This window comes from Micromonospora sp. CNZ297 (assembly GCF_007827625.1).
In genome coordinates this window covers 125,704-144,933 of record NZ_VISU01000010.1, presented here as the reverse complement: position 1 = coordinate 144,933, position 19,230 = coordinate 125,704, and the positions used below count along the sequence as shown (strand labels likewise).

The window sequence follows — 19,230 nt, the reverse complement described above, 5'->3', positions numbered from 1 at the left end:
GTTCGGTCCGTGGCGTTAAGAAGGGGCCCCTCCATATCGCGAGGCGTTAAGAAGGGGCCCTTCCTTCCCCGCGGGCGGGGGCGCTTACGCTACGGGGCGTGACCGGACTCCTCGGCCCGGCGGAGATCCGGGAACTCGCCGCGCGCCTCGGCGTCACGCCGACCAAGAAACTCGGCCAGAACTTCGTGCACGACCCCAACACCGTGCGCCGGATCGTCAGCACCGCCGGGCTGACCCCCGACGACGTGGCGCTGGAGGTCGGCCCCGGGCTCGGCTCGCTCACGCTCGCCCTGCTCCCGGTCGCCGCGCACGTGCACGCTGTGGAACTCGACCCGGCGCTCGCCGCCGCGCTGCCGGAGACCGCCGCCCGCTTCGCCGGGGCGGCCGCCGAACGGCTCACCGTCCACCCGGCCGACGCGCTGCGGGTCACCGCCGACGACCTGGCCGGCCCGGCGCCCACAGCGCTGGTGGCGAACCTGCCCTACAACGTCGCCGTGCCGGTCGTGCTGCACCTGCTCGCCGAGCTGCCCACACTGCGCCACGGCCTGGTGATGGTGCAGAAGGAGGTCGCCGACCGGCTCGTCGCCGGTCCCGGCTCCAAAGTGTACGGCATCCCGTCGGTCAAACTCGCCTGGTACGCCCGCTCCCGCGCCGCCGGCAAGGTCCCGCCGAACGTGTTCTGGCCGGTGCCGAACGTCGACTCCGGCCTGGTCGCGTTCACCCGGCGCGAGCCGCCCCGGCCGGACGTACCCCGGAAGGCCGTCTTCGCCGTCGTCGACGCCGCGTTCGCCCAGCGCCGCAAGACGCTGCGCGCCGCCCTGGCCGGCTGGGCCGGCGGCGCGGACCGGGCCGCCGCCGCGCTCACCGCCGCCGGCGTGGACCCGTCCGCGCGGGGCGAATCGCTCACCGTCGAGCAGTTCGCCGCCATCGCCGCGTCGGCCCCGGACGCCCCCGGCGGCGAGCAGTAGGCTGGCGCCGTTGCCCGACCCCTCGCCGAGGAGCTGACAGTGCCGAAGCCGTTCGACATCCGCCCACGTCCGGTGGAGTCCACCCGGTGACCGAGGCATGGCGACCGGGGGACGAGGACGGGCAGCGGCGCGGGGCCAGCGGCCCGGTCAAGGTGCGGGTGCCCGCCAAGGTCAACCTGCATCTCGGGGTCGGACCGCTGCGGCGTGACGGCTACCACGAGCTGAACACCGTCTACCACGCGATCTCGATCTACGACGAGCTGACCGCCCGTCGCGGCGACACGCTCACCCTCACCATGGAGGGCGAGGGCGCCGGCGAACTGGCGCTGGACGACACCAACCTGGCGCTGCGCGCCGCGCACGCGCTGGCCGGTTACGCGGGCGTCGCCCCGCACGCCCGGCTGCACCTGCGCAAGCAGATCCCGCTCGCCGGCGGGCTGGCCGGTGGCAGCGCCGACGCCGCCGCCGCGCTCGTCGCCTGCGACACGCTCTGGGGCACCGGGCTGTCCCGCGACGAGCTCGCCGGCATCGCCGCCGACCTCGGCTCGGACGTGCCGTTCCTCATCCACGGCGGCACCGCGCTCGGCACCGGCCGCGGCGAGGCGGTCAGCCCGGTGCTGGCCCGCCCCACCTCCTGGCACTGGGTGGTGGCGATCGCCGACGCCGGCCTGTCCACCCCGGCCGCGTACCGGGAACTGGACCGGCTGCGTGACGCCGGAGCCGCCGGCACGCCGCTGGGCAGCACCGACGCGCTGCTCGCCGCGCTGCGCCAGCGCGATCCGCGGGTGCTCGCCGCCACGCTCGGCAACGACCTCCAGGACGCCGCGCTGACCATGCGCCCCTCGCTGGCCGAGACGCTCAAGGCCGGCGAGGCCGCGGGGGCGCTCGCCGGCATCGTCTCCGGCTCCGGACCCACCTGCGTCTTCCTCGCCACCGGCGAGGCCGACGCCGTCCGGATCGCCGCCGAGATCACCGCCGCCGGGGTGTGCCGGGAGGCCCGCGTCGCGCACGGTCCGGTCGCCGGCGCCCGCGTGGTCTGACGACCCGTACCCTTGACTCAGGCGTCCCGGGCCCCCGGGACGCCTGAGTCGTGAAGGGTGGGTCAGTGGCCAACATCGTCAACCTGGACCGGGTGTCCAAGGGGTACGGCGCCGCGGGGCCGCTGCTCACCGACGTCTCGCTCGGCCTCGACGACGCCGACCGGGTCGGTGTGGTCGGCCTCAACGGCGCCGGCAAGTCGACGCTGCTGCGCCTGCTCACCCGCACCGAGGAACCCGACGACGGCCGCGTCACCCACCGCCGCGACCTGCGGGTGGCCTGGCTGCCGCAGCGCCTGGACCTCGCCCCCGAACTGACCGTGCGGGACGTGGTGCTCGGCACCGCCTGGCTCGGCGAGAGCATGGGCGCCGAGCACGAGTGGGCCGGCGACGCGGGTGTCCGCGCCATCCTCGACGGCCTCGGCATGCCCCACCTCGGCCTGGACACGCCGGTCGGCCCGATGTCCGGCGGGGAACGCCGCCGCGTCGCGCTCGCCGCGCTGCTGGTCCGCGACGCCGACCTGCTCGTCCTCGACGAGCCCACCAACCACCTCGACGTCGGCGGCGTCGACTGGCTGGCCCGGCACCTCGTCACCCGCAAGGGGGCGCTCGTCGTGGTCACCCACGACCGCTGGTTCCTCGACGCCGTCTGCACCACCACCTGGGAGGTCGCCGACCAGACCGTCCGGGCGTACGAGGGCGGCTTCGCCGCATGGACGCTGGCCCGCGTCGAGCGGCAACGCGTCGCCGCCGCCACCGAGGCCCGCCGCCAGAACCTGCTCCGCAAGGAGATCGCCTGGCTGCGCCGGGGCGCCCCCGCACGCACCTCGAAGCCCAAGTTCCGCATCGACGCGGCGAACGCACTCATCGCCGACGTGCCGGAACCCCGCGACACCATGTCGCTGCAACGGCTCGCCACCGCCCGGCTCGGCAAGCAGGTGTACGACCTCGAACACGTCCGGCTGCACGCCGGCCCGAAGGAGATCCTGCACGACACCACCTGGCAGGTCGGGCCCGGCGACCGGGTCGCGATCCTCGGCCGCAACGGCGCCGGCAAGACCACCCTGCTGCGGATGCTCGCCGGCGTGACCGGCCCCGACGGCGGGCGCTTCGCCGCCGGGCAGACCGTCCGGCCCGCGTTCCTGTCCCAGGAACTCGCCGAACTCCCCGGCCACCTGCGCGTGCTGGAAGCCGTCGAGGAGGTGGCCCGGCGTGTGCAGTTCGGCGACCGGGAGATCAGCGCCGCCCAGCTCGCCGAGATCTTCGGCTTCGACGACAAGCGGCTCTGGACCCCGGTGAGCGACCTGTCCGGCGGCGAGCGCCGCCGCCTCCAGATGCTGCGGCTGCTCGCCGGGGAGCCGAACGTGCTCCTGCTCGACGAGCCCACCAACGACCTGGACACCGACACGCTCGCCGCGCTGGAGGACCTGCTCGACTCGTGGCCCGGCACGATCGTGGTGGCCAGCCACGACCGCTACCTGATCGAGCGGGTCACCGACGTCGCGTACGGCATGTTCGGTGACGGCCGCCTGGTGCACCTGCCCGGCGGCGTCGACGAGTACCTCGCGCGCGCCGCCGCGGCCGGCGGCCCGGCACCCGCCGACCTCACCCCGGCCACGGCGGCGCCGGCCCGCGAGGGCATGTCAGCGGCCGAGGTACGCGTCGCGAAGAAGGAACTCAACCGGCTGGAACGGCAGATCGCCAAGCTCGAACAGAAGGAGGCGGGCCTGCACGAGCAGCTCGCCGCGAACGCCACCGACTATGCCCGGGTCGCCGAGCTGGACGCCCAGCTCAAGGAGGTACGGGCCGAGCGGGACCGCACCGAGGAGACCTGGCTGTCCCTCGCCGAGGAGCTCCCGGGCGGCTGACCTGCCGCCGGGGTGGGGGGTGTGCGGCGTCACTGACCGGCGTACGGGACAATCACCTGTGGAACCCTCGTCCGAACGGTCTTTTGGAGACGCAGAGATGGCCCACACCCCCGTCAACCACCCCGCGCGGCCGATCTACCGGGCGATCGGCGGGCTCGTTGGTCTGTACTTCGTCGTCTTCGGCGGCCTCGGCATCATCGCCAGCGCCGGCAACGACTTCCTCGCCCAGGACGACACCAAGGTCCTCGGCCAGGGCACCAACATGGCGTTCTCGCTGCTGTCGGTGCTGGTCGGCGTCGTGATCCTGGTCGGCACCGCGATCGGCCGCAACCTCGACGTGGCGATCAACCAGTGGCTGGCCTACACGCTGATGGTGATCGGCCTGGCCGCGCTGGCGTTCCTGCAGACCGACGCCAACATCTTCAACTTCTCGATCATGACCGACGTCGTGGTCCTGACCCTGGCGCTGGTGCTCCTGATGGTCGGCATGTACGGCAAGGTCGGCTCCGACGACGAGCACGAGGCCTGGCAGAAGGCCCGCCTGGTGCTCTGATCCCGTCTCGTACCCGAAGGCCCGGCGCGCTGCGCCGGGCCTTCGGTGTTTTCCGGACGCGACCGGACAACGCAGGTGACAATTGCCCCGAATCAGTCACACGGCTGGAGGGCATCATGGCGCACTTCCCGGTGAACCACCCCGCGCGGCCGCTCTACCGGGTGCTGTCCGGGCTCATCGGCCTCTACATCCTGGTCTTCGGCGTCTTCGGCGTCTTCCAGACCTGGGGCGAAGGACTGTTCGGCCGGGACAGCGACTGGGCGCTCGGCCTGCGTACCAACCTGGCCTTCTCGCTGGTCTCCGTGGTCTTCGGCGCGGTCCTGCTGATCGGGGCGTCCCGCCGCGACAACCTCGGCCACTACATGAACCTCACCGCCGGCGTGGTCTTCCTGGTCACCGGCATCCTGATGATGTCGGTGCTCCAGACCCCGGCGAACTTCCTGAACTTCTCGATGTCGACAGTCATCGTGTCGCTGCTGTTCGGGCTGGTCCTGCTCGCCACCGGCCTCTACGACAAGGTCGGCACCGCCGAGCACGCCGAGGAGGAGCGGCAGCGCCGCTACCACCCCATCGGTGAGCGCTGACGCGGCTGTTGCGCTGACGCGGCGTCAGCCCCGGGGGATCGGCCCGGGTTTCGACTCCAGGTGCGACAACCCGTTCCAGGCCAGGTTCACCAGGTGCGCCGCCACCGTCTCCTTGCGCGGCTTACGCACCTCCAACCACCAGCGGCCGGTCAGCGCCACCATGCCCACCAGCGCCTGGGAGTAGAGCTCCGCCAGCTTCGGGTCGTACCCCCGGATGGAGAACTCGCCCGCCAGGATGTGCTCCACCTGGTGCGCCACGTCGTTCATCACGCTGCTGAAGTTGCCCGTCGCCGACATCAGCGGCGACTCCCGGACCAGCACCCGGAACCCGCTGGTCTCCTCCTCGATGTAGGTCAGCAGCGTCAGCGCGGCCTGCTCCAGCAGCTCCCGCGGGTTGCCCGCGGTCAGCGCCGTGGTGATCCGGTCAAGCAGCGCGCGGACCTCCCGGTCCACCACCACCGCGTAGAGCCCCTCCTTGCCGCCGAAGTGCTCGTAGACCACCGGCTTGGAGACCTTGGCACGCGCCGCCACCTCCTCGATCGAGGTCGCGTCGAAGCCGCGCTCGGCGAAGATCTGCCGGGCGATCGAGATCAACTGCTCGCGCCGCTGCGTCGCGGACATCCGCACCCGGGAGGGCTTCGCCGCCGGCACGGGCCGCCGACGGGTGCGGTCGCTGCCGGATACGTCGGTCACCCGTCCATCCTGCCAGGCGCGAAGCTCGCGGTCAGACCGGCTGCTGTCGTACGGGTGTTCTAGTCTGCGCCGGTGACCGTCGATGATGAGTCCGGTAGTCGTCCGCCCTCTTACCGGGGGTGGAAGCCGGAGCTGCATGCGCGGGCGCTGGCTCTGCGGCGAGCCGGCTCACCGGTGGGGGAGATCGCGAACGCGCTCGGCGTCTCGAAGTCCACGGCATACCTGTGGACCCGGCATGTGCCGCTGGATCCGGAGCTGGTGCGCAGGCGCCGGCGAGTCGCTCAGCAGGCGCGTGCCGACGCGCAGTGGAGCGCGCACCGGGTGGCGCGGGACGCGGCCCGGGCCGAGGCGGTGGCCGCGTCGGCGGACTGGGTGCGGCGCCTCGACCGGCGCGAGTTGTTGCTGATCGGCGCGGCGATCTACTGGTGTGAGGGTGGTAAGGCGAAGCCCTGGCGTCCGAACGACTGCCGGATCAAATTCGTCAACAGCGATCCGTTGCTGGTGATGCTCTTCCTTCGCTTCCTGAACGCCGTCGAGGTGCCGGTCGAGGACCGGAGGTTCCGGGTGAGCATCCACGAGACGGCGGACGACGCGGCTGCGGTGCGGTGGTGGGCGGCTCGGGTAGGCGTGCCGGCGGAGAGCTTCCAGCCCACCACGATCAAGAGGCACCGGCCGCTGACCAGGCGCAAGAACGTCGGAGCCGACTACTACGGCTGCCTGACAGTGCACGTCGTGGGTGGAACCCGTCTCTATTGGAGGATCGAAGGGATCATGAAAGGAATGAGCAATGAAGATCCACCTCGTGACCGGTAAGGTGTAGGCAGCCGGCGGGCGTAATACTATTTGCCCGTTTTCGACCATCCCGGGTCGTCTAATGGCAGGACGTCAGGTTTTGGTCCTGATTATAGGGGTTCGAATCCTCTCCCGGGAGCTTCTGCTGTTTGCCCTCCGTCGCGTGGTTAGCATGACCGCGAGACTGTCGCCGTCCCGACGGGAGCCACGTCGTGTCCCAGCCCCACCTCCGCACCGTTGTCGTGCTCGCCGCCGGTGAGGGCAAGCGGATGAAGTCGTCCCTGCCCAAGGTGCTGCACCCGCTGCTCGGCCGTACCCTGCTCGGTCACGTCCTGGCCGCAGCCGGTCCGCTGGGCGCGGACCGCTCGGTGGTCGTGGTCGGCCACGGCGCCGACCAGGTCCGGGAGCACCTGACCGAGGTCGCCCCGGGTGCCACGCCGGTGCTCCAGGAGCGCCAGCTCGGCACCGGGCACGCGGTCCGCATCGCGCTGGACGCGGTGCCGGACGCGACCGGCACCGTCGTGGTGATCAACGGGGACGTGCCGCTGCTGCGGCCGGAGACGGTCCAGGCGCTCGTCGAGGCGCACGAGGAGGCCGCCGCGGCGGCGACAGTGCTGGCCGCCGAGGTGCCGGACCCGACCGGTCTGGGCCGGATCGTGCGGGACGCGCAGGGGCACCTGGAGCAGATCGTCGAGGAGCGCGACGCCACCCCCCAGCAGCGCGCGCTGCGGGAGATCAACGCGGGCATCTACGCGTTCGACGCGGCTCGCCTGCGGGAGGCGCTGGGCAAGCTCTCCACGGACAACGACCAGGGCGAGGAGTACCTGACCGACGTCTTCGCGCTGCTGCGCGACGCCGGTGAGCCGGTGGCCGTGCACTGCGCCGCCGACCACGTGGAGACGCTCGGCTGCAACGACCGGGTCGAACTGGCCGCGCTGCGCCGCCTGCTGCGCGACCGGATCAACGAGGGCTGGATGCGTACCGGGGTCAGCATCCTCGACCCGCACACCACCTGGATCGACGTGACCGTGACCGTCGAGCGGGACGCGGTGATCGACCAGAACACGCAGCTCCAGGGCGCGACAGTGGTCGGCGAGGGCGCGCTCGTCGGCCCGGACACCACGCTCGTGGACACGGTTGTGGGCGCGGGCGCGAGCATCGTGCGCAGCCACGCGCTCGGCGCCGAGGTGGGCCCGCAGGCGAGCGTCGGCCCGTACGCGTACCTGCGGCCGGAGTCGCGGCTGGGCCGCAAGGCGAAGGTCGGCACGTTCGTGGAGACCAAGAAGGCGTCGATCGGTGACGGGTCGAAGGTGCCGCACCTGTCGTACGTGGGCGACGCGACGATCGGCGACCACAGCAACATCGGCGCGGCCACCGTCTTCGTCAACTACGACGGGGTACGCAAGCACCACACCACCATCGGCAGTCACGCCCGTACCGGAGCGGACAACATGTTCGTGGCGCCGGTGCGGGTGGGCGACGGCGCGTACACCGCGGCGGGTTCGGTGATCACCGGAGACGTGCCGCCGGGCGCGATGGCGGTGGCGCGTGGTCAGCAGCGCAACGTGGAGGGCTGGGTGCTGCGCAAGCGGGCCGGTACGGACGCCGCGGAGGCGGCGCGGCGGGCCGGTGAGGGTGCGCCGGACACGGGTGGCGCCGCAAGCGAAGGTGACTGAATCCACGGGGATCGGCGGGCCGTGGGTGGATCGCTGAACCGGGGGCATACTGCAACCGAACAGTCCCCGGCCCCACCGCCGCCGGGCACCACCGACATACGGGAGCAGACGGGCCCATGGGCAGCATCGTCGCCGAAAACCGCAAGAGCCTGATGCTCTTCTCCGGGAGGGGTTTTCCGGAGCTGGCCAAGGAGATCGGTGAGGTGCTCGGCGTCGCGCCGACGCCGGCCGACGCGTACGACTTCGCCAACGGCGAGATCTTCGTACGGTACAAGGACTCGGTCCGTGGTTCGGACGCCTTCGTGGTGCAGTCCGTGACGCACGGCGTGAACACCTGGGTCATGGAGACCCTGATCATGGTCGACGCGCTGAAGCGCGGCTCGGCCAAGCGGATCACCGTGGTACTGCCGTTCTACCCGTACTCGCGGCAGGACAAGAAGCACCGCGGCCGGGAGCCGATCTCGGCGCGGCTGATCGCGGACCTGCTGAAGACGGCGGGCGCGAACCGGATCCTGACCGTGGACCTGCACACCGCGCAGATCCAGGGCTTCTTCGACGGCCCGGTGGACCACCTGTTCGCGATGGACGTGCTGGCCGAGTACGTGGAGCACAAGTACGCGGGCCGGCCGATGACCGTGGTCGCGCCGGACTCGGGCCGGGTACGCGTGGCCGAGCGCTGGACCGACCGGCTGGGCGGCTGCCCGCTGGCGTTCATCCACAAGACCCGCGATCCGCTCAAGCCGAACCAGGTGGTGGCGAACCGGGTGGTCGGTGAGGTCGAGGGCCGGGTGTGCCTGATCGTGGACGACATGATCGACACCGGTGGCACGATCACCAAGGCGGCGGACATCCTCAAGGAGCAGGGCGCGGCGGAGATCGTGGTCGCCTCGACCCACGCGCTGCTGTCCGACCCGGCGACGGAGCGGCTGAAGAACAGCCCGATCAGCGAGGTCGTGGTGACGAACACGCTGCCGCTGCCGTCGGAGAAGCAGCTGGACAAGCTGACCGTACTGTCGATCGCCCCGCTGCTGGCGCGGGCGATCCGGGAGGTCTTCGACGACGGCTCGGTGACCACCCTGTTCGGTGGCCTGAGCTGAGCGTGCGGTCCGGTCGCCGGGAGTTCCCGGCGGCCGGGCCGATGCCCTGCGGAACCGGGCGGGGCGGTGATATGGGGGACTGCCGGAGAGCCGGGAATTCCCTCGGGTAGACTGGTGCGGTTGCCACGGCGAGGGTGCCCGGCGGGCTGCTGACAAGCACCGCACGGAGGCGCCGTCATCGACGCGGTGCTCCGGGCGGTCGTTCATGACCCTAGCCCCAGCGAGCCCCTCGCCCCAGCACCGCCAGACGACAAGCCGCCGCAGCGAAGCATCAGGAGTTTCCCCGTGTCCGAGGTAAAGATCAGCGCCGAGCCCCGTACCGAGTTCGGCAAGGGTGGTGCCCGTCGTACCCGCCGGGCCGGCAAGGTGCCCGCCGTGCTGTACGGCCACGGCGAGAAGCCCAAGCACATCGCGCTTCCGGCGCGGGAGTTCGCCGCCGCGATCCGTAAGGGCGGCGCGAACCAGCTCTTCGCGATCGAGGTCAGCGACGGCACCCAGGTGCTGGCGCTGCCGAAGGCGATCCAGCGTGACCCGATCAAGGACACCTTCGAGCACGTGGACCTGCTGCTGGTCCGCCGTGGCGAGAAGGTCACCGTCGAGGTCCCGGTCCAGCTGACCGGTGAGGCCGCGAAGGACACCCTGATCGTGCACGACCACGACACGCTGTCGGTGACCGCCGACGCGACCAAGGTGCCGGACCACCTGGAGGCGTCGATCGAGGGCGCCGAGCCGGGCACCACGATCACCGCCGCCGACGTCGAGCTGCCGGCCGGCGTCGAGCTGGCCACCGACGAGGAGACCGCTGTCGCCTCGGTGACCGCCGCTCCGACCGCCGAGCAGCTCGAGGCCACCCTCCCCGAGGTCGAGGAGGCCACCGAGGAGGCCGAGGCCGAGGTCGGCGAGGAGACCGCCGAGGGTGCCGAGGGCGCTCCGGCCGCCGAGGGCGAGGAGGCCCCGGCCGAGGCGAAGACCGAGGCCTGACCGGTCCGCAAGGCTGTGCGACAGGCGTCCCCGGTTCCCGGGGGCGCCTGTCGGCGTATCGGGACGGCTGGTCGGGCGAGCGAGCGGGAAGGGGCGTCGGGTGACGGACGAGGCGGGACCGTGGCTGGTGGTCGGCCTGGGCAACCCCGGCCGGGAGTACGCGGGCAACCGGCACAACGTCGGGTTCATGGTGGCCGACCTGCTGGCGGCCCGGGTGGGCGCGAAGTTCGGGCGGCACAAGCGTGCGATGGCCGAGGCCGCGGAGGGGCGGCTGGGGTTCGGCGGTCCGAAGCTGGTGCTGCTGAAGCCGTTGACGTACATGAACCTCTCCGGCGGTCCGGTGGCCGGGCTGGCGCAGTTCCACAAGATCCCGCCGGCGCACGTGATCGCGGTGCACGACGAGCTGGACATCCCGTACGGGCAGGTGCGGGTGAAGTGCGGCGGCGGCGAGGGCGGGCACAACGGCCTGCGCTCGATGTCGAAGTCGCTCGGCACCAAGGACTACGTGCGGGTGCGGTTCGGCATCGGCCGGCCGCCGGGCCGGCAGGACCCGGCTGACTACGTACTCTCGGATTTCTCTTCGTCGGAGCGCAAGGAGCTGGAGTTCCTGGTGGACCGCGCGGCGGACGTGGTGGAGTCCGTGGTTCTGAAGGGCGTGGAGCCGACGCAGAACCTGTACCACGGGGGTTGAGCGGCGGGGCGGAGCCCGGCCGGTAGCCTCGGGCGACGGGAGCGAAGGCGGGTGACGGGAGCAGCATGGGCAGTCCTCCGATGATCGACGGCGGGTTCGCCCGGTGGCTGGCGTCCCGGGCCGGTCAGGCGCTGACGGCCCTGCGCGCGGAGATGGGCTTCGCCGACGCGGGCGCGCTCCGGTCGGCCGGCGACAAGGTCTCGCACGATCTGATCCGCACCGAGCTGGCGAAGTGGCGGCCGGCGGACGCGGTGCTGTCGGAGGAGGACGAGGGCTCGCGGCTGGCCTGGACGGCGGAGGTGACAGACGCGGCGCTGTCGCGCCTGACCGCGGACCGGGTCTGGATCATCGACCCGCTGGACGGCACCCGGGAGTACGCGGAGGAGGGGCGCGCGGACTGGGCGGTGCACGTGGCGCTCTGGTCGCGTAACGCGTCGCGGCCGCACGGTCTGGTGGCGGGCGCGGTGGCGCTGCCGGCCCAGCACCGGGTGCTCGGCACGGACCACCCGCCGGCGTACCCGCCGATGACAGTGGAGGCGGCCACCGGGGGCGGCGCGCGGGTCATCCGCTTGGCGGCCAGCCGTAGCCGTCCGCCGGTTTTCCTGACCGACCTGGCAGAGGACGTCGGCGCTCATCTGGTTCCGATGGGCTCGGCGGGCGCGAAGATCGCCGCCGTGGTCACGGGTGAGGTCGACGCGTACATCCACGCGGGCGGTCAGTACGAGTGGGATTCGGCCGCTCCGGTCGCTGTGGCGACGGCCACCGGTCTGCATGCTTCCCGGATCGACGGTTCTGCGCTGAAATACAACGGGGCCGACCCGCGCCTACCGGATCTGCTGGTCTGCCGCAAGGATCTCGCGAGTCGGTTGCTTGCAGCGTTGCAGCGGCATTCCGGGTAACCTGAGCGTTCTTCTTCACGAGTCCGACCTGAAAGGTCTGGAATCCGATGTACGGATCCGTGCGAATCGAGTTCGTGTCATGACGTCCCCCGCCGCGTACCAGGTGTCGCACCTCGACGCGCTCGAGGCGGAGAGCATCTTCGTGATGCGCGAGGTCGTCGCCGAGATGGAACGGCCGGTGCTGCTGTTCTCCGGCGGCAAGGACTCGATCGTGATGCTCCGGTTGGCCCAGAAGGCGTTCGCGCCGGCCAACATCCCCTTCCCGGTGATGCACGTGGACACCGGGCACAACTTCCCCGAGGTGCTCGACTACCGCGATCAGCGGGTGGCCGAGCTGGGCCTGCAGCTCATCGTGGCGAGCGTGCCGGAGGCGCTGAACAAGGGCCTGGTCCGCGAGTCGGCCGACGGCATGCGCAACCGGATCCAGACGCCGGTGCTGCTGGAGGCGGTGGAGAAGCACCGCTTCGACGCGCTGTTCGGCGGCGCCCGGCGCGACGAGGAGAAGGCGCGGGCCAAGGAGCGGGTGTTCAGCTTCCGCGACGAGTTCGGCCAGTGGGATCCGAAGAACCAGCGTCCGGAGCTGTGGGCGCTCTACAACGGCCGGCACCACCCGGGCGAGTCGATCCGGGTGTTCCCGCTGTCGAACTGGACCGAGCTGGACGTCTGGCACTACATCGAGCGGGAGCGGATCCCGCTGCCGTCGATCTACTACGCGCACGAGCGCGAGGTGATCGAGCGCGACGGCATGCTCTACGCGGTGAACGAGTTCTTCCGGGCGCGCGCCGGTGAGCAGCCGTTCAAGGCCCAGGTGCGGTACCGGACCGTGGGTGACGCCTCCTGCACCGCGGCGGTCCGCTCGGACGCCGACACGGTGGAGAAGGTGATCGAGGAGGTGGCCGCCACGCGGATCACCGAGCGCGGCGCGACCCGCGGCGACGACCGGGTCAGCGAGGCCGCCATGGAGGACCGCAAGCGAGAGGGCTACTTCTGATGAGCGTCGAGACCCTGGCCCCGGCCGAGAGCGAGACCGCGCGGCCGATGGACCTGCTGCGGTTCGCCACCGCGGGCAGCGTCGACGACGGCAAGTCGACGCTGATCGGCCGTCTGCTCTACGACACCAAGTCGCTGTTCAGTGACCAGCTCGCCGCCGTCGAGGCGGTCAGTGCGGCCCGGGGCGACGAGTACACGAACCTGGCGCTGCTCACCGACGGCCTGCGCGCCGAGCGGGAGCAGGGCATCACCATCGACGTGGCGTACCGCTACTTCGCCACGCCGCGGCGGAAGTTCATCATCGCCGACACCCCGGGGCACATCCAGTACACCCGGAACATGGTCACCGGTGCCTCCACGGCCGACCTGGCGCTGATCCTGGTGGACGCGCGTAAGGGCCTGGTGGAGCAGTCCCGCCGGCACGCGTTCCTCTGCTCGCTGCTGCGGGTGCCGCACCTGGTCCTGTGCGTGAACAAGATGGACCTGGTGGACTGGTCGCAGGAGGTCTACGAGCGGATCGCGGACGAGTTCACCGCGTTCGCCGCGAAGCTCGACGTGCCGGACCTGACTGTGGTGCCGGTGTCCGCGCTGCAGGGCGACAACATCGTCACCCGCTCGGAGAACATGCCCTGGTACGAGGGCCCGTCGCTGCTGCACCACCTGGAGCGGGTGCACATCGCGTCGGACCGCAACCTGGTCGACGTGCGGTTCCCGGTGCAGTACGTGATCCGGCCGCAGTCCACCACCGTCACCGACTACCGGGGTTACGCCGGTCAGGTGGCCTCCGGCGTGCTCAAGCCGGGCGACGAGGTCATGGTGCTGCCGTCGGGCTTCACCAGCCGGATCGCCGCGGTGGAGACCGCGGACGGCCCGGTGGACGAGGCGTTCCCGCCGATGTCGGTGACGGTCCGGCTGACCGACGAGCTGGACATCTCCCGCGGCGACATGATCTGCCGGCCGAACAACGCCCCGATGGCCGTGCAGGACATCGAGGCGATGATCTGCTGGATGGACGAGACGCGGCCGTTGCAGGTCGGCGGCAAGTACGCGATCAAGCACACGACCCGTTCGGCGCGGGCGATCGTGCGCGGGCTGCACTACCGGCTGGACATCAACTCGCTGCACCGCGACGAGACGGCCGGTGAGCTGAAGCTCAACGAGATCGGCCGGGTCCGGCTACGCACCACGGTTCCGCTGCTGGCCGACGAGTACCGCCGTAACCGCACCACCGGCGGCTTCGTGATCATCGACGAGTCGACGAACCGTACGGTCGGCGCCGGCATGATCGTCGAGGCCGGCTGACCCTGGTTTGTAAGGAAGGGCCCCTTGTTAACAGTGCGCTGTTAACAAGGGGCCCTTCCTCTACCGCAGGCGTTAATAAGGGGCCCTTCCTTACAGGCGGGTGACGCCACCGGCGGGCAGGACGGTGAGCGTGCCGGGGGCGGTGAAGCCGCGCTCGGCGTACGCCTCCGTGACGGCGGCCGCCACCGTGTCGGCGGCGCCGGCGTCGACCAGGGCGAGCACGCAGCCGCCGAAGCCACCGCCGGTCATCCGCGCGCCGTACGCCCCGGCGGCCAGCGCCGCCTCGACCGCGGTGTCGATCTCCGGCACGGTGATCTCGAAGTCGTCGCGCATGGAGGCGTGCGAGGCGGTCAGCAGCGGACCGGTGTCGCGGACCCGCCCGGCGCGCAGCAGCGCGACGGTGTCGAGCACCCGCTGGTTCTCGGTCACCACGTGCCGGACCCGGCGGCGGGTCTCGTCGTCGTCGAGGCGCGCCAGCGCGGCGTCGAGGCCGGCCACCTCGACGTCGCGCAGCGCTGTCACCCCGAGCGTCGCGGCGGCCTGCTCGCAGCTCTTGCGCCGAGCGGCGTACTCGCCGTCCGCGTGCCGGTGCGGCGCCCGGCTGTCGATCACCAGCACCGCCAGCCCGGCGCCGTCCAGGTCGAACGGGATCTGCTCGACCTCCTCGGTGCGGCAGTCGAGGAACAGCGCGTGCCCGGCCCGGCCGCGGATCACCGCGGACTGGTCCATGATCCCGGTGGGCGCGCCGACGTAGTCGTTCTCGGCCCGCTGGGCGAGCCGCGGCCACCGGCCGGCGGGCAGGTCGAGCCCGCCGAGGTCGACCAGCGCGGCCAGCACCGCCGACTCGATCGCCGCCGATGAGGAGAGCCCGGAGCCGACCGGCACGTCGGAGGCGACGGCGAGCCGCGCGCCCGGCACGTCGTGGCCGTCGGCGCGCAGCGCCCACACCACCCCGGCCACGTAGGCGGCCCACCCGCCGACCCGGCCGGGTTCGTCTGCCTCCGCCGCGCCGAACTCGACCGGTTCGTCGTCGAGCTCCGACCAGACGGTCCAGCGCCCGTCGGGGGCGGGCGCGGCGGCGACCACGGTACGCAGCGGCAGCGCGAAGGGCAGCACGAAGCCGTCGTTGTAGTCGGTGTGCTCGCCGATCAGGTTGACCCGGCCGGGAGCCGCCCAGCGGCCCGCCGGCTCGGTGCCGTACCGCTGCCGGAAGCCGGCGGTGGCGCGGTCGGCGACGGTCATGAGGGCTGTCCCGCGACGTGTGCCCGGTAGAACGCCCAGGCGTCGCCGACCATGTCGTGCAGGGTGGGCTTGGCGGGCGTCCAGCCCAGCTCGTCGCGGGCCAGCGCGGAGGACGCGACCAGCTCGGCCGGGTCGCCCTCGCGGCGGGGGGCCACCTCGACCGGCACCGGGTGCCCGGTGACCTCGCGGACCACGTCGACCACCTGCCGGTTGGTGAAGCCGTTGCCGTTGCCGAGGTTGTAGATGCGGTGCCGGCCCGGGGTGGCCGCGTCCAGCGCGAGCAGGTGGGCGCGGGCCAGGTCTTCGACGTGGATGTAGTCGCGGACGCAGGTGCCGTCGACTGTGGGGTAGTCGTCGCCGAAGAGCTGGAGCTTCTCCCGCCGTCCGGCGGCCACGTCGAGCGCGATCGGGATGAGGTGCGTCTCCGGGTCGTGCCGCTCGCCGATGGCCAGCCCGTCGCGCAGGTACGCCCCGGCGACGTTGAAGTAGCGCAGCGAGACGGCGGCCAGGTCGTGCGCGATCGCCTCGGAGGTGAGCGCCATGTCGACGGCCAGCTTGGTGGCGCCGTAGGTGCTGGTGGGCGCCTTGACGGCGGTCTCCGGGATGGGCAGCTCGGTGGGGTTGCCGTAGACGGCGGCGGTGGAGGAGAAGACCATCCGGGGCACCCGGGCGGCGCGGACCGCGTCGATGAGCGCGATCGAGCCGACCGTGTTGGTGTGCCAGTACAGCTCGGGGCGGATCATCGACTCGCCGGCGGCGATGAGGGCGGCGAAGTGCAGCACGCCGTCGAACCCGGCGTCGGGGGTGAGCACCCGGGCGGCCTCGTGCACCGGCAGCTCGACGTGGGTGGCGTCGGGGGCGAGGGCCTCCCGGTGACCGGTGCGCAGGTCGTCCAGCACGGTCACCTGGTGGCCGTGGTCGAGCAGCATCCGGGTCACCACGCTGCCGATGTAGCCGGCGCCGCCGGTGACGAGCAGTTTCACGTCGGTCCTCCTGCCTGGGCCGCGTCCCGCGGCGGCCGTCCCGCGATCACCCTACGGCCGAGGGCTGTGTCGCGGCTGTCGAGTTGAGTCCGCCTCCATTCCATCATAATCCTTCATGATTGAACAGATCCGCACATTGAGCCGAGCGTGGGGTGGCCGCTGTCTACCATCCTTCTCATGCGGGAGGGTGGTGGTCCCGGGCCCCGGCGGCGACCGTCGGGGCGGCCCCGACGCGAACCCGGCCCGCTGGCCCGCACCGTGGCCCGTCTCGTGGTGCGCGGCGCCGACGGCGCCACCCGCCTGGTCACCGCCCTGCTCGGGGCCAGCCCCACCGCCGGGCGGGAACGGATCAGCGAGGCCGAGCTGCGTGACCTGGTCGCGGCGAACACGCTGCTCGACCCGGACGAGCGGCGGATCATCGACGAGGTGCTGGTGGCCGGCGCCCGGCTCGTCCGCGAGGTGATGGTGCCCCGCACCGAGGTGGTCTTCCTCAGCGCGGCGCTCCCGCTGGCGCAGGCCCAGCGGCTGGTCCGGGCCGACCCGCACACCCGCTACCCGGTGGTCGACGGCACCCACGACGACGTGGTCGGCCTGGTGCACCTGCGGGACGTGCTGCTGCGCCCGGACGCGGACCGGCTGCTCCTGGTCGGCGACCTGATCCGGGAGGTCAAGCGCCTGCCGGACAGCAAGCGCGTGCTGGCGGCGCTCACCGAGATGCGCCGGGAGGGCCACCACCTGGCCGTCGTCGTCGACGAGTACGGCGGCACCGCCGGCATCGTCACCTGCGAGGACCTGGTCGAGGAACTGGTCGGGGAGATCCGCGACGACGAGCACGGCCCGCTCGAACCGGAACCCGCCGGTCTGCCCGCGGTCGTCGACGGCCGGCTCAACCTGACCGACTTCGCCGAGCGCACCGGGGTGCCGCTGCCCGCCGGGCCGTACGAGACGGTGGGCGGGTACGTGATGGCCGCCCTGGGCCGGCTGCCCGTGGCGGGCGACGAGGTGCCGGTGGCTGTCGACCCGGCCACCGGATCGGTCCCCGCCGATCCGGCGGGCTGGCTGCTGCGGGTGCTCACGCTCGACGGCCGGCGGGTGTCCCGCCTGGCGGTCTCCGCCGCGCGGCTGCCCGAGCCCCGGCGTGAGGTGAACGGTCCGCTTCCGCCCGTACCCGCCCGATCCACCGGCCCGTCATGACGGACGCCGGGGCTTGCTGACAGAATTGCCGCCATGTCCGACGTACCCGCCCGCCCGCGCGTCTTCTCCGGCATCCAGCCGACGGCCGACTCGTTCCACCTCGGCAACTACCTGGGCGCGCTGCGGCACTGGGTGGCGTTGCAGGACAGCCACGACGCCTACTACTGCGTCGTCGACCTGCACGCGATCACCGCGGGGCACGACCCGTTGGTGCTCAAGCGCCGCAGCCGGCTCGCCGCCGCGCAGCTGTTCGCGCTCGGCCTGGACCCGGAGCGCAGCACGCTGTTCGTGCAGTCGCAGGTGCCCGAGCACTCGCAGCTGGCCTGGGTGCTCGGCTGCATCACCGGCTTCGGCGAGGCCGGCCGGATGACCCAGTTCAAGGACAAGTCGCAGAAGCAGGGCAGCGAGCGGGCCAGCGTCGGCCTGTTCACGTACCCGATCCTCCAGGCCGCGGACATCCTGCTCTACCAGGCGAACGCGGTGCCGGTCGGCGAGGACCAGCGGCAGCACCTGGAGCTCTCCCGCGACCTGGCGCAGCGGTTCAACTCGCTGTTCGGCAGCACCTTCACAGTGCCCTCCCCGCACATCGTGAAGGACACCGCGAAGATCACCGACCTGCAGGATCCGACGGCCAAGATGTCGAAGTCGTCGTCCTCGCCGGCCGGCATCATCGACCTGCTGGAGGACCCGGCCCGGTCGGCCAAGAAGATCCGCTCGGCGGTCACCGACACCGGCCGCGAGATCGTCTTCGACGCCGAGGGCAAGCCGGGCATCACCAACCTGCTGACGATCTACTCCGCGCTGTCCGGCCGGTCCGTCGACGACCTGGTCGCCGCGTACGACGGCAAGGGCTACGGCGACCTGAAGAAGGACCTCGCCGAGGTGGTGCGGGAGTTCGTCACGCCGATCCAGGAACGCACGAACGCCTACCTGAACGACCCGGCCCAGCTCGACAAGCTGCTGGCGCGGGGCGCGGAGAAGGCCCGGTCGGTGGCCGCCGGGACGCTGCGGGACGCGTACGAGCGGGTCGGCTTCTTCCCGCCGGTGCGGTTCGAGTAACGGCCCGGACGGGCGGGAACGGGTGACGCAGCCGGTGGCCGGAGGGGTGGCGCGCGACGTGGCGGGCAGTGACACGGCGCCGGGCGGCGCGGACACGATCCAGATCGGGATCGCGGTCGACGTCCCCGAGCCCTGGGGCGGGCTGCTCACCCGCCGCCGGGTCGAGGCCGGCGACCCGCTCGCCGTCCCCGCGCACGTCACCCTCCTCGGGCCCACCGAGATCCCGGTACGCGCGCTGCCCGCCGTCGAGGAGCACCTGGACCGGGTCGCCGCCGCGCACCTGCCGTTCACGCTGCACCTGCGCGGCACCGGCACGTTCCGCCCGGTCACCCAGGTGGTGTTCGTGGCGGTGGCGGCCGGGATCAGCGAGTGCGAACTGCTGGCCGCCGCGATCAACTCGGCCCCCGAGCTGCGGCGCGAGCTGCGCTTCCCGTACCACCCGCACGTCACTGTGGCGCAGGACGTGCCGCCCGAGGTGCTCGACAGGGCGTACGAGGACCTGGCCGACTTCTCCGCGTTGTTCCAGGTGGACGCGTTCACGCTGTTCTCGCACAGCGGGGCGACCCGGTGGCAGCCCCGCCGCGACTTCCGGCTCGGCGGCCGGAGCTGAACATCCGACCG

General features: G+C 72.0%; 18 protein-coding genes, 1 tRNA gene and 1 pseudogene. 17 read left to right on the top strand and 3 right to left on the bottom strand.

What is annotated here, in order from left to right; genetic code table 11:
- Positions 1-98 precede the first annotated feature (98 nt).
- The 5 genes from rsmA to FB454_RS19210 all read left to right on the top strand — a co-directional run bounded on the left by rsmA (position 99) and on the right by FB454_RS19210 (position 5,010).
- Positions 99-968 (top strand): 16S rRNA (adenine(1518)-N(6)/adenine(1519)-N(6))-dimethyltransferase RsmA, encoded by an 870-nt coding sequence (gene rsmA, locus FB454_RS19230; RefSeq protein ID WP_145823262.1) that lies wholly within the window; start codon positions 99-101, stop codon positions 966-968.
- Between the two features lie 86 nt (positions 969-1,054).
- On the top strand, positions 1,055-2,008 hold the full coding sequence (locus FB454_RS19225) for a 4-(cytidine 5'-diphospho)-2-C-methyl-D-erythritol kinase (protein ID WP_013283948.1): 954 nt from the start codon (positions 1,055-1,057) through the stop codon (positions 2,006-2,008).
- A 65-nt stretch (positions 2,009-2,073) separates the two neighbouring features.
- Positions 2,074-3,873, top strand: a complete 1,800-nt coding sequence (locus FB454_RS19220; protein WP_114919425.1) for an ABC-F family ATP-binding cassette domain-containing protein — start codon at positions 2,074-2,076, stop codon at positions 3,871-3,873.
- Positions 3,874-3,970: 97 nt separating this feature from the next.
- The gene (locus tag FB454_RS19215; protein ID WP_013283950.1) at positions 3,971-4,426 is read left to right on the top strand and encodes a DUF4383 domain-containing protein; all 456 of its coding nucleotides are present in this window, start codon (positions 3,971-3,973) and stop codon (positions 4,424-4,426) included.
- Positions 4,427-4,542: 116 nt separating this feature from the next.
- Positions 4,543-5,010 (top strand): DUF4383 domain-containing protein, encoded by a 468-nt coding sequence (locus tag FB454_RS19210; RefSeq protein ID WP_013283951.1) that lies wholly within the window; start codon positions 4,543-4,545, stop codon positions 5,008-5,010.
- A gap of 24 nt (positions 5,011-5,034) precedes the next feature.
- Here the strand turns inward: FB454_RS19210 and FB454_RS19205 are convergent, their stop codons facing one another.
- Positions 5,035-5,703 (bottom strand): TetR family transcriptional regulator, encoded by a 669-nt coding sequence (locus tag FB454_RS19205; RefSeq protein WP_013283952.1) that lies wholly within the window; start codon positions 5,701-5,703, stop codon positions 5,035-5,037.
- 72 nt (positions 5,704-5,775) lie between these two features.
- On the opposite strand from FB454_RS19205, the gene FB454_RS19200 reads away from it, so the two are divergent.
- From FB454_RS19200 to FB454_RS19160, 9 genes and pseudogenes are all read left to right on the top strand, one after another.
- Complete coding sequence (locus FB454_RS19200) at positions 5,776-6,516, top strand: helix-turn-helix domain-containing protein (RefSeq protein WP_145823261.1); 741 nt, start codon at positions 5,776-5,778, stop codon at positions 6,514-6,516.
- Positions 6,517-6,563: 47 nt separating this feature from the next.
- Positions 6,564-6,634, top strand: a tRNA-Gln gene (locus FB454_RS19195).
- 73 nt (positions 6,635-6,707) lie between these two features.
- Positions 6,708-8,231, top strand: a pseudogene (glmU, locus tag FB454_RS19190) (bifunctional UDP-N-acetylglucosamine diphosphorylase/glucosamine-1-phosphate N-acetyltransferase GlmU); the annotation flags it as partial.
- 56 nt (positions 8,232-8,287) lie between these two features.
- A complete protein-coding gene (locus tag FB454_RS19185) occupies positions 8,288-9,268 on the top strand; it encodes a ribose-phosphate diphosphokinase (RefSeq protein ID WP_013283956.1) in 981 nt (326 codons plus the stop codon).
- Positions 9,269-9,553: 285 nt separating this feature from the next.
- Positions 9,554-10,249, top strand: a complete 696-nt coding sequence (locus tag FB454_RS19180) for a 50S ribosomal protein L25/general stress protein Ctc (protein WP_013283957.1) — start codon at positions 9,554-9,556, stop codon at positions 10,247-10,249.
- Positions 10,250-10,349: 100 nt separating this feature from the next.
- Positions 10,350-10,940 carry an aminoacyl-tRNA hydrolase gene (gene pth, locus FB454_RS19175; RefSeq protein ID WP_013473953.1) on the top strand — a complete coding sequence of 197 codons (591 nt, stop codon included), beginning with the start codon at positions 10,350-10,352 and terminating at the stop codon, positions 10,938-10,940.
- Positions 10,941-11,005: 65 nt separating this feature from the next.
- Entirely contained in the window at positions 11,006-11,839 is an 834-nt protein-coding gene (locus tag FB454_RS19170) for an inositol monophosphatase family protein (RefSeq protein WP_030274093.1), read from the top strand.
- A gap of 79 nt (positions 11,840-11,918) precedes the next feature.
- Entirely contained in the window at positions 11,919-12,830 is a 912-nt protein-coding gene (gene cysD, locus FB454_RS19165; RefSeq protein ID WP_013283960.1) for a sulfate adenylyltransferase subunit CysD, read from the top strand.
- Positions 12,830-14,131 carry a sulfate adenylyltransferase subunit 1 gene (locus FB454_RS19160; protein ID WP_013283961.1) on the top strand — a complete coding sequence of 434 codons (1,302 nt, stop codon included), beginning with the start codon at positions 12,830-12,832 and terminating at the stop codon, positions 14,129-14,131. Before cysD ends, FB454_RS19160 begins: the two co-directional genes overlap by 1 nt.
- A gap of 90 nt (positions 14,132-14,221) precedes the next feature.
- On the opposite strand, the gene galK is transcribed toward FB454_RS19160, so the two are convergent.
- Both galK and galE read right to left on the bottom strand, forming a co-directional pair.
- Entirely contained in the window at positions 14,222-15,373 is a 1,152-nt protein-coding gene (gene galK / locus FB454_RS19155; protein WP_145823260.1) for a galactokinase, read from the bottom strand.
- Positions 15,370-16,356: a UDP-glucose 4-epimerase GalE gene (galE, locus tag FB454_RS19150; RefSeq protein WP_013283963.1), complete on the bottom strand. Its 987-nt coding sequence runs from the start codon at positions 16,354-16,356 to the stop codon at positions 15,370-15,372. The genes galK and galE overlap by 4 nt, the downstream gene beginning before the upstream one ends.
- Before the next feature lie 177 nt (positions 16,357-16,533).
- Between galE and FB454_RS19145 the strand changes: the two genes are divergently transcribed.
- The 3 genes from FB454_RS19145 to FB454_RS19135 are packed head-to-tail and all read left to right on the top strand — an operon-like array spanning position 16,534 to position 19,219.
- Positions 16,534-17,550 (top strand): hemolysin family protein, encoded by a 1,017-nt coding sequence (locus FB454_RS19145; RefSeq protein ID WP_176921702.1) that lies wholly within the window; start codon positions 16,534-16,536, stop codon positions 17,548-17,550.
- 33 nt (positions 17,551-17,583) lie between these two features.
- Entirely contained in the window at positions 17,584-18,609 is a 1,026-nt protein-coding gene (gene trpS, locus FB454_RS19140; protein WP_030274098.1) for a tryptophan--tRNA ligase, read from the top strand.
- A 22-nt stretch (positions 18,610-18,631) separates the two neighbouring features.
- Positions 18,632-19,219 (top strand): 2'-5' RNA ligase family protein, encoded by a 588-nt coding sequence (locus FB454_RS19135; protein ID WP_013283966.1) that lies wholly within the window; start codon positions 18,632-18,634, stop codon positions 19,217-19,219.
- Positions 19,220-19,230: the final 11 nt, after the last annotated feature.

Coding starts and splice junctions, on each gene's coding strand:
- FB454_RS19215 (WP_013283950.1), top strand. CDS start 3,971: ATGGCCCACACCCCCGTCAACCACCCCGCGCGGCCGATCTACCGGGCG.
- FB454_RS19210 (WP_013283951.1), top strand. CDS start 4,543: ATGGCGCACTTCCCGGTGAACCACCCCGCGCGGCCGCTCTACCGGGTG.
- FB454_RS19185 (WP_013283956.1), top strand. CDS start 8,288: ATGGGCAGCATCGTCGCCGAAAACCGCAAGAGCCTGATGCTCTTCTCC.
- FB454_RS19170 (WP_030274093.1), top strand. CDS start 11,006: ATGGGCAGTCCTCCGATGATCGACGGCGGGTTCGCCCGGTGGCTGGCG.
- cysD (WP_013283960.1), top strand. CDS start 11,919: ATGACGTCCCCCGCCGCGTACCAGGTGTCGCACCTCGACGCGCTCGAG.
- FB454_RS19160 (WP_013283961.1), top strand. CDS start 12,830: ATGAGCGTCGAGACCCTGGCCCCGGCCGAGAGCGAGACCGCGCGGCCG.
- galK (WP_145823260.1), bottom strand. CDS start 15,373: ATGACCGTCGCCGACCGCGCCACCGCCGGCTTCCGGCAGCGGTACGGC.
- FB454_RS19145 (WP_176921702.1), top strand. CDS start 16,534: ATGCGGGAGGGTGGTGGTCCCGGGCCCCGGCGGCGACCGTCGGGGCGG.
- trpS (WP_030274098.1), top strand. CDS start 17,584: ATGTCCGACGTACCCGCCCGCCCGCGCGTCTTCTCCGGCATCCAGCCG.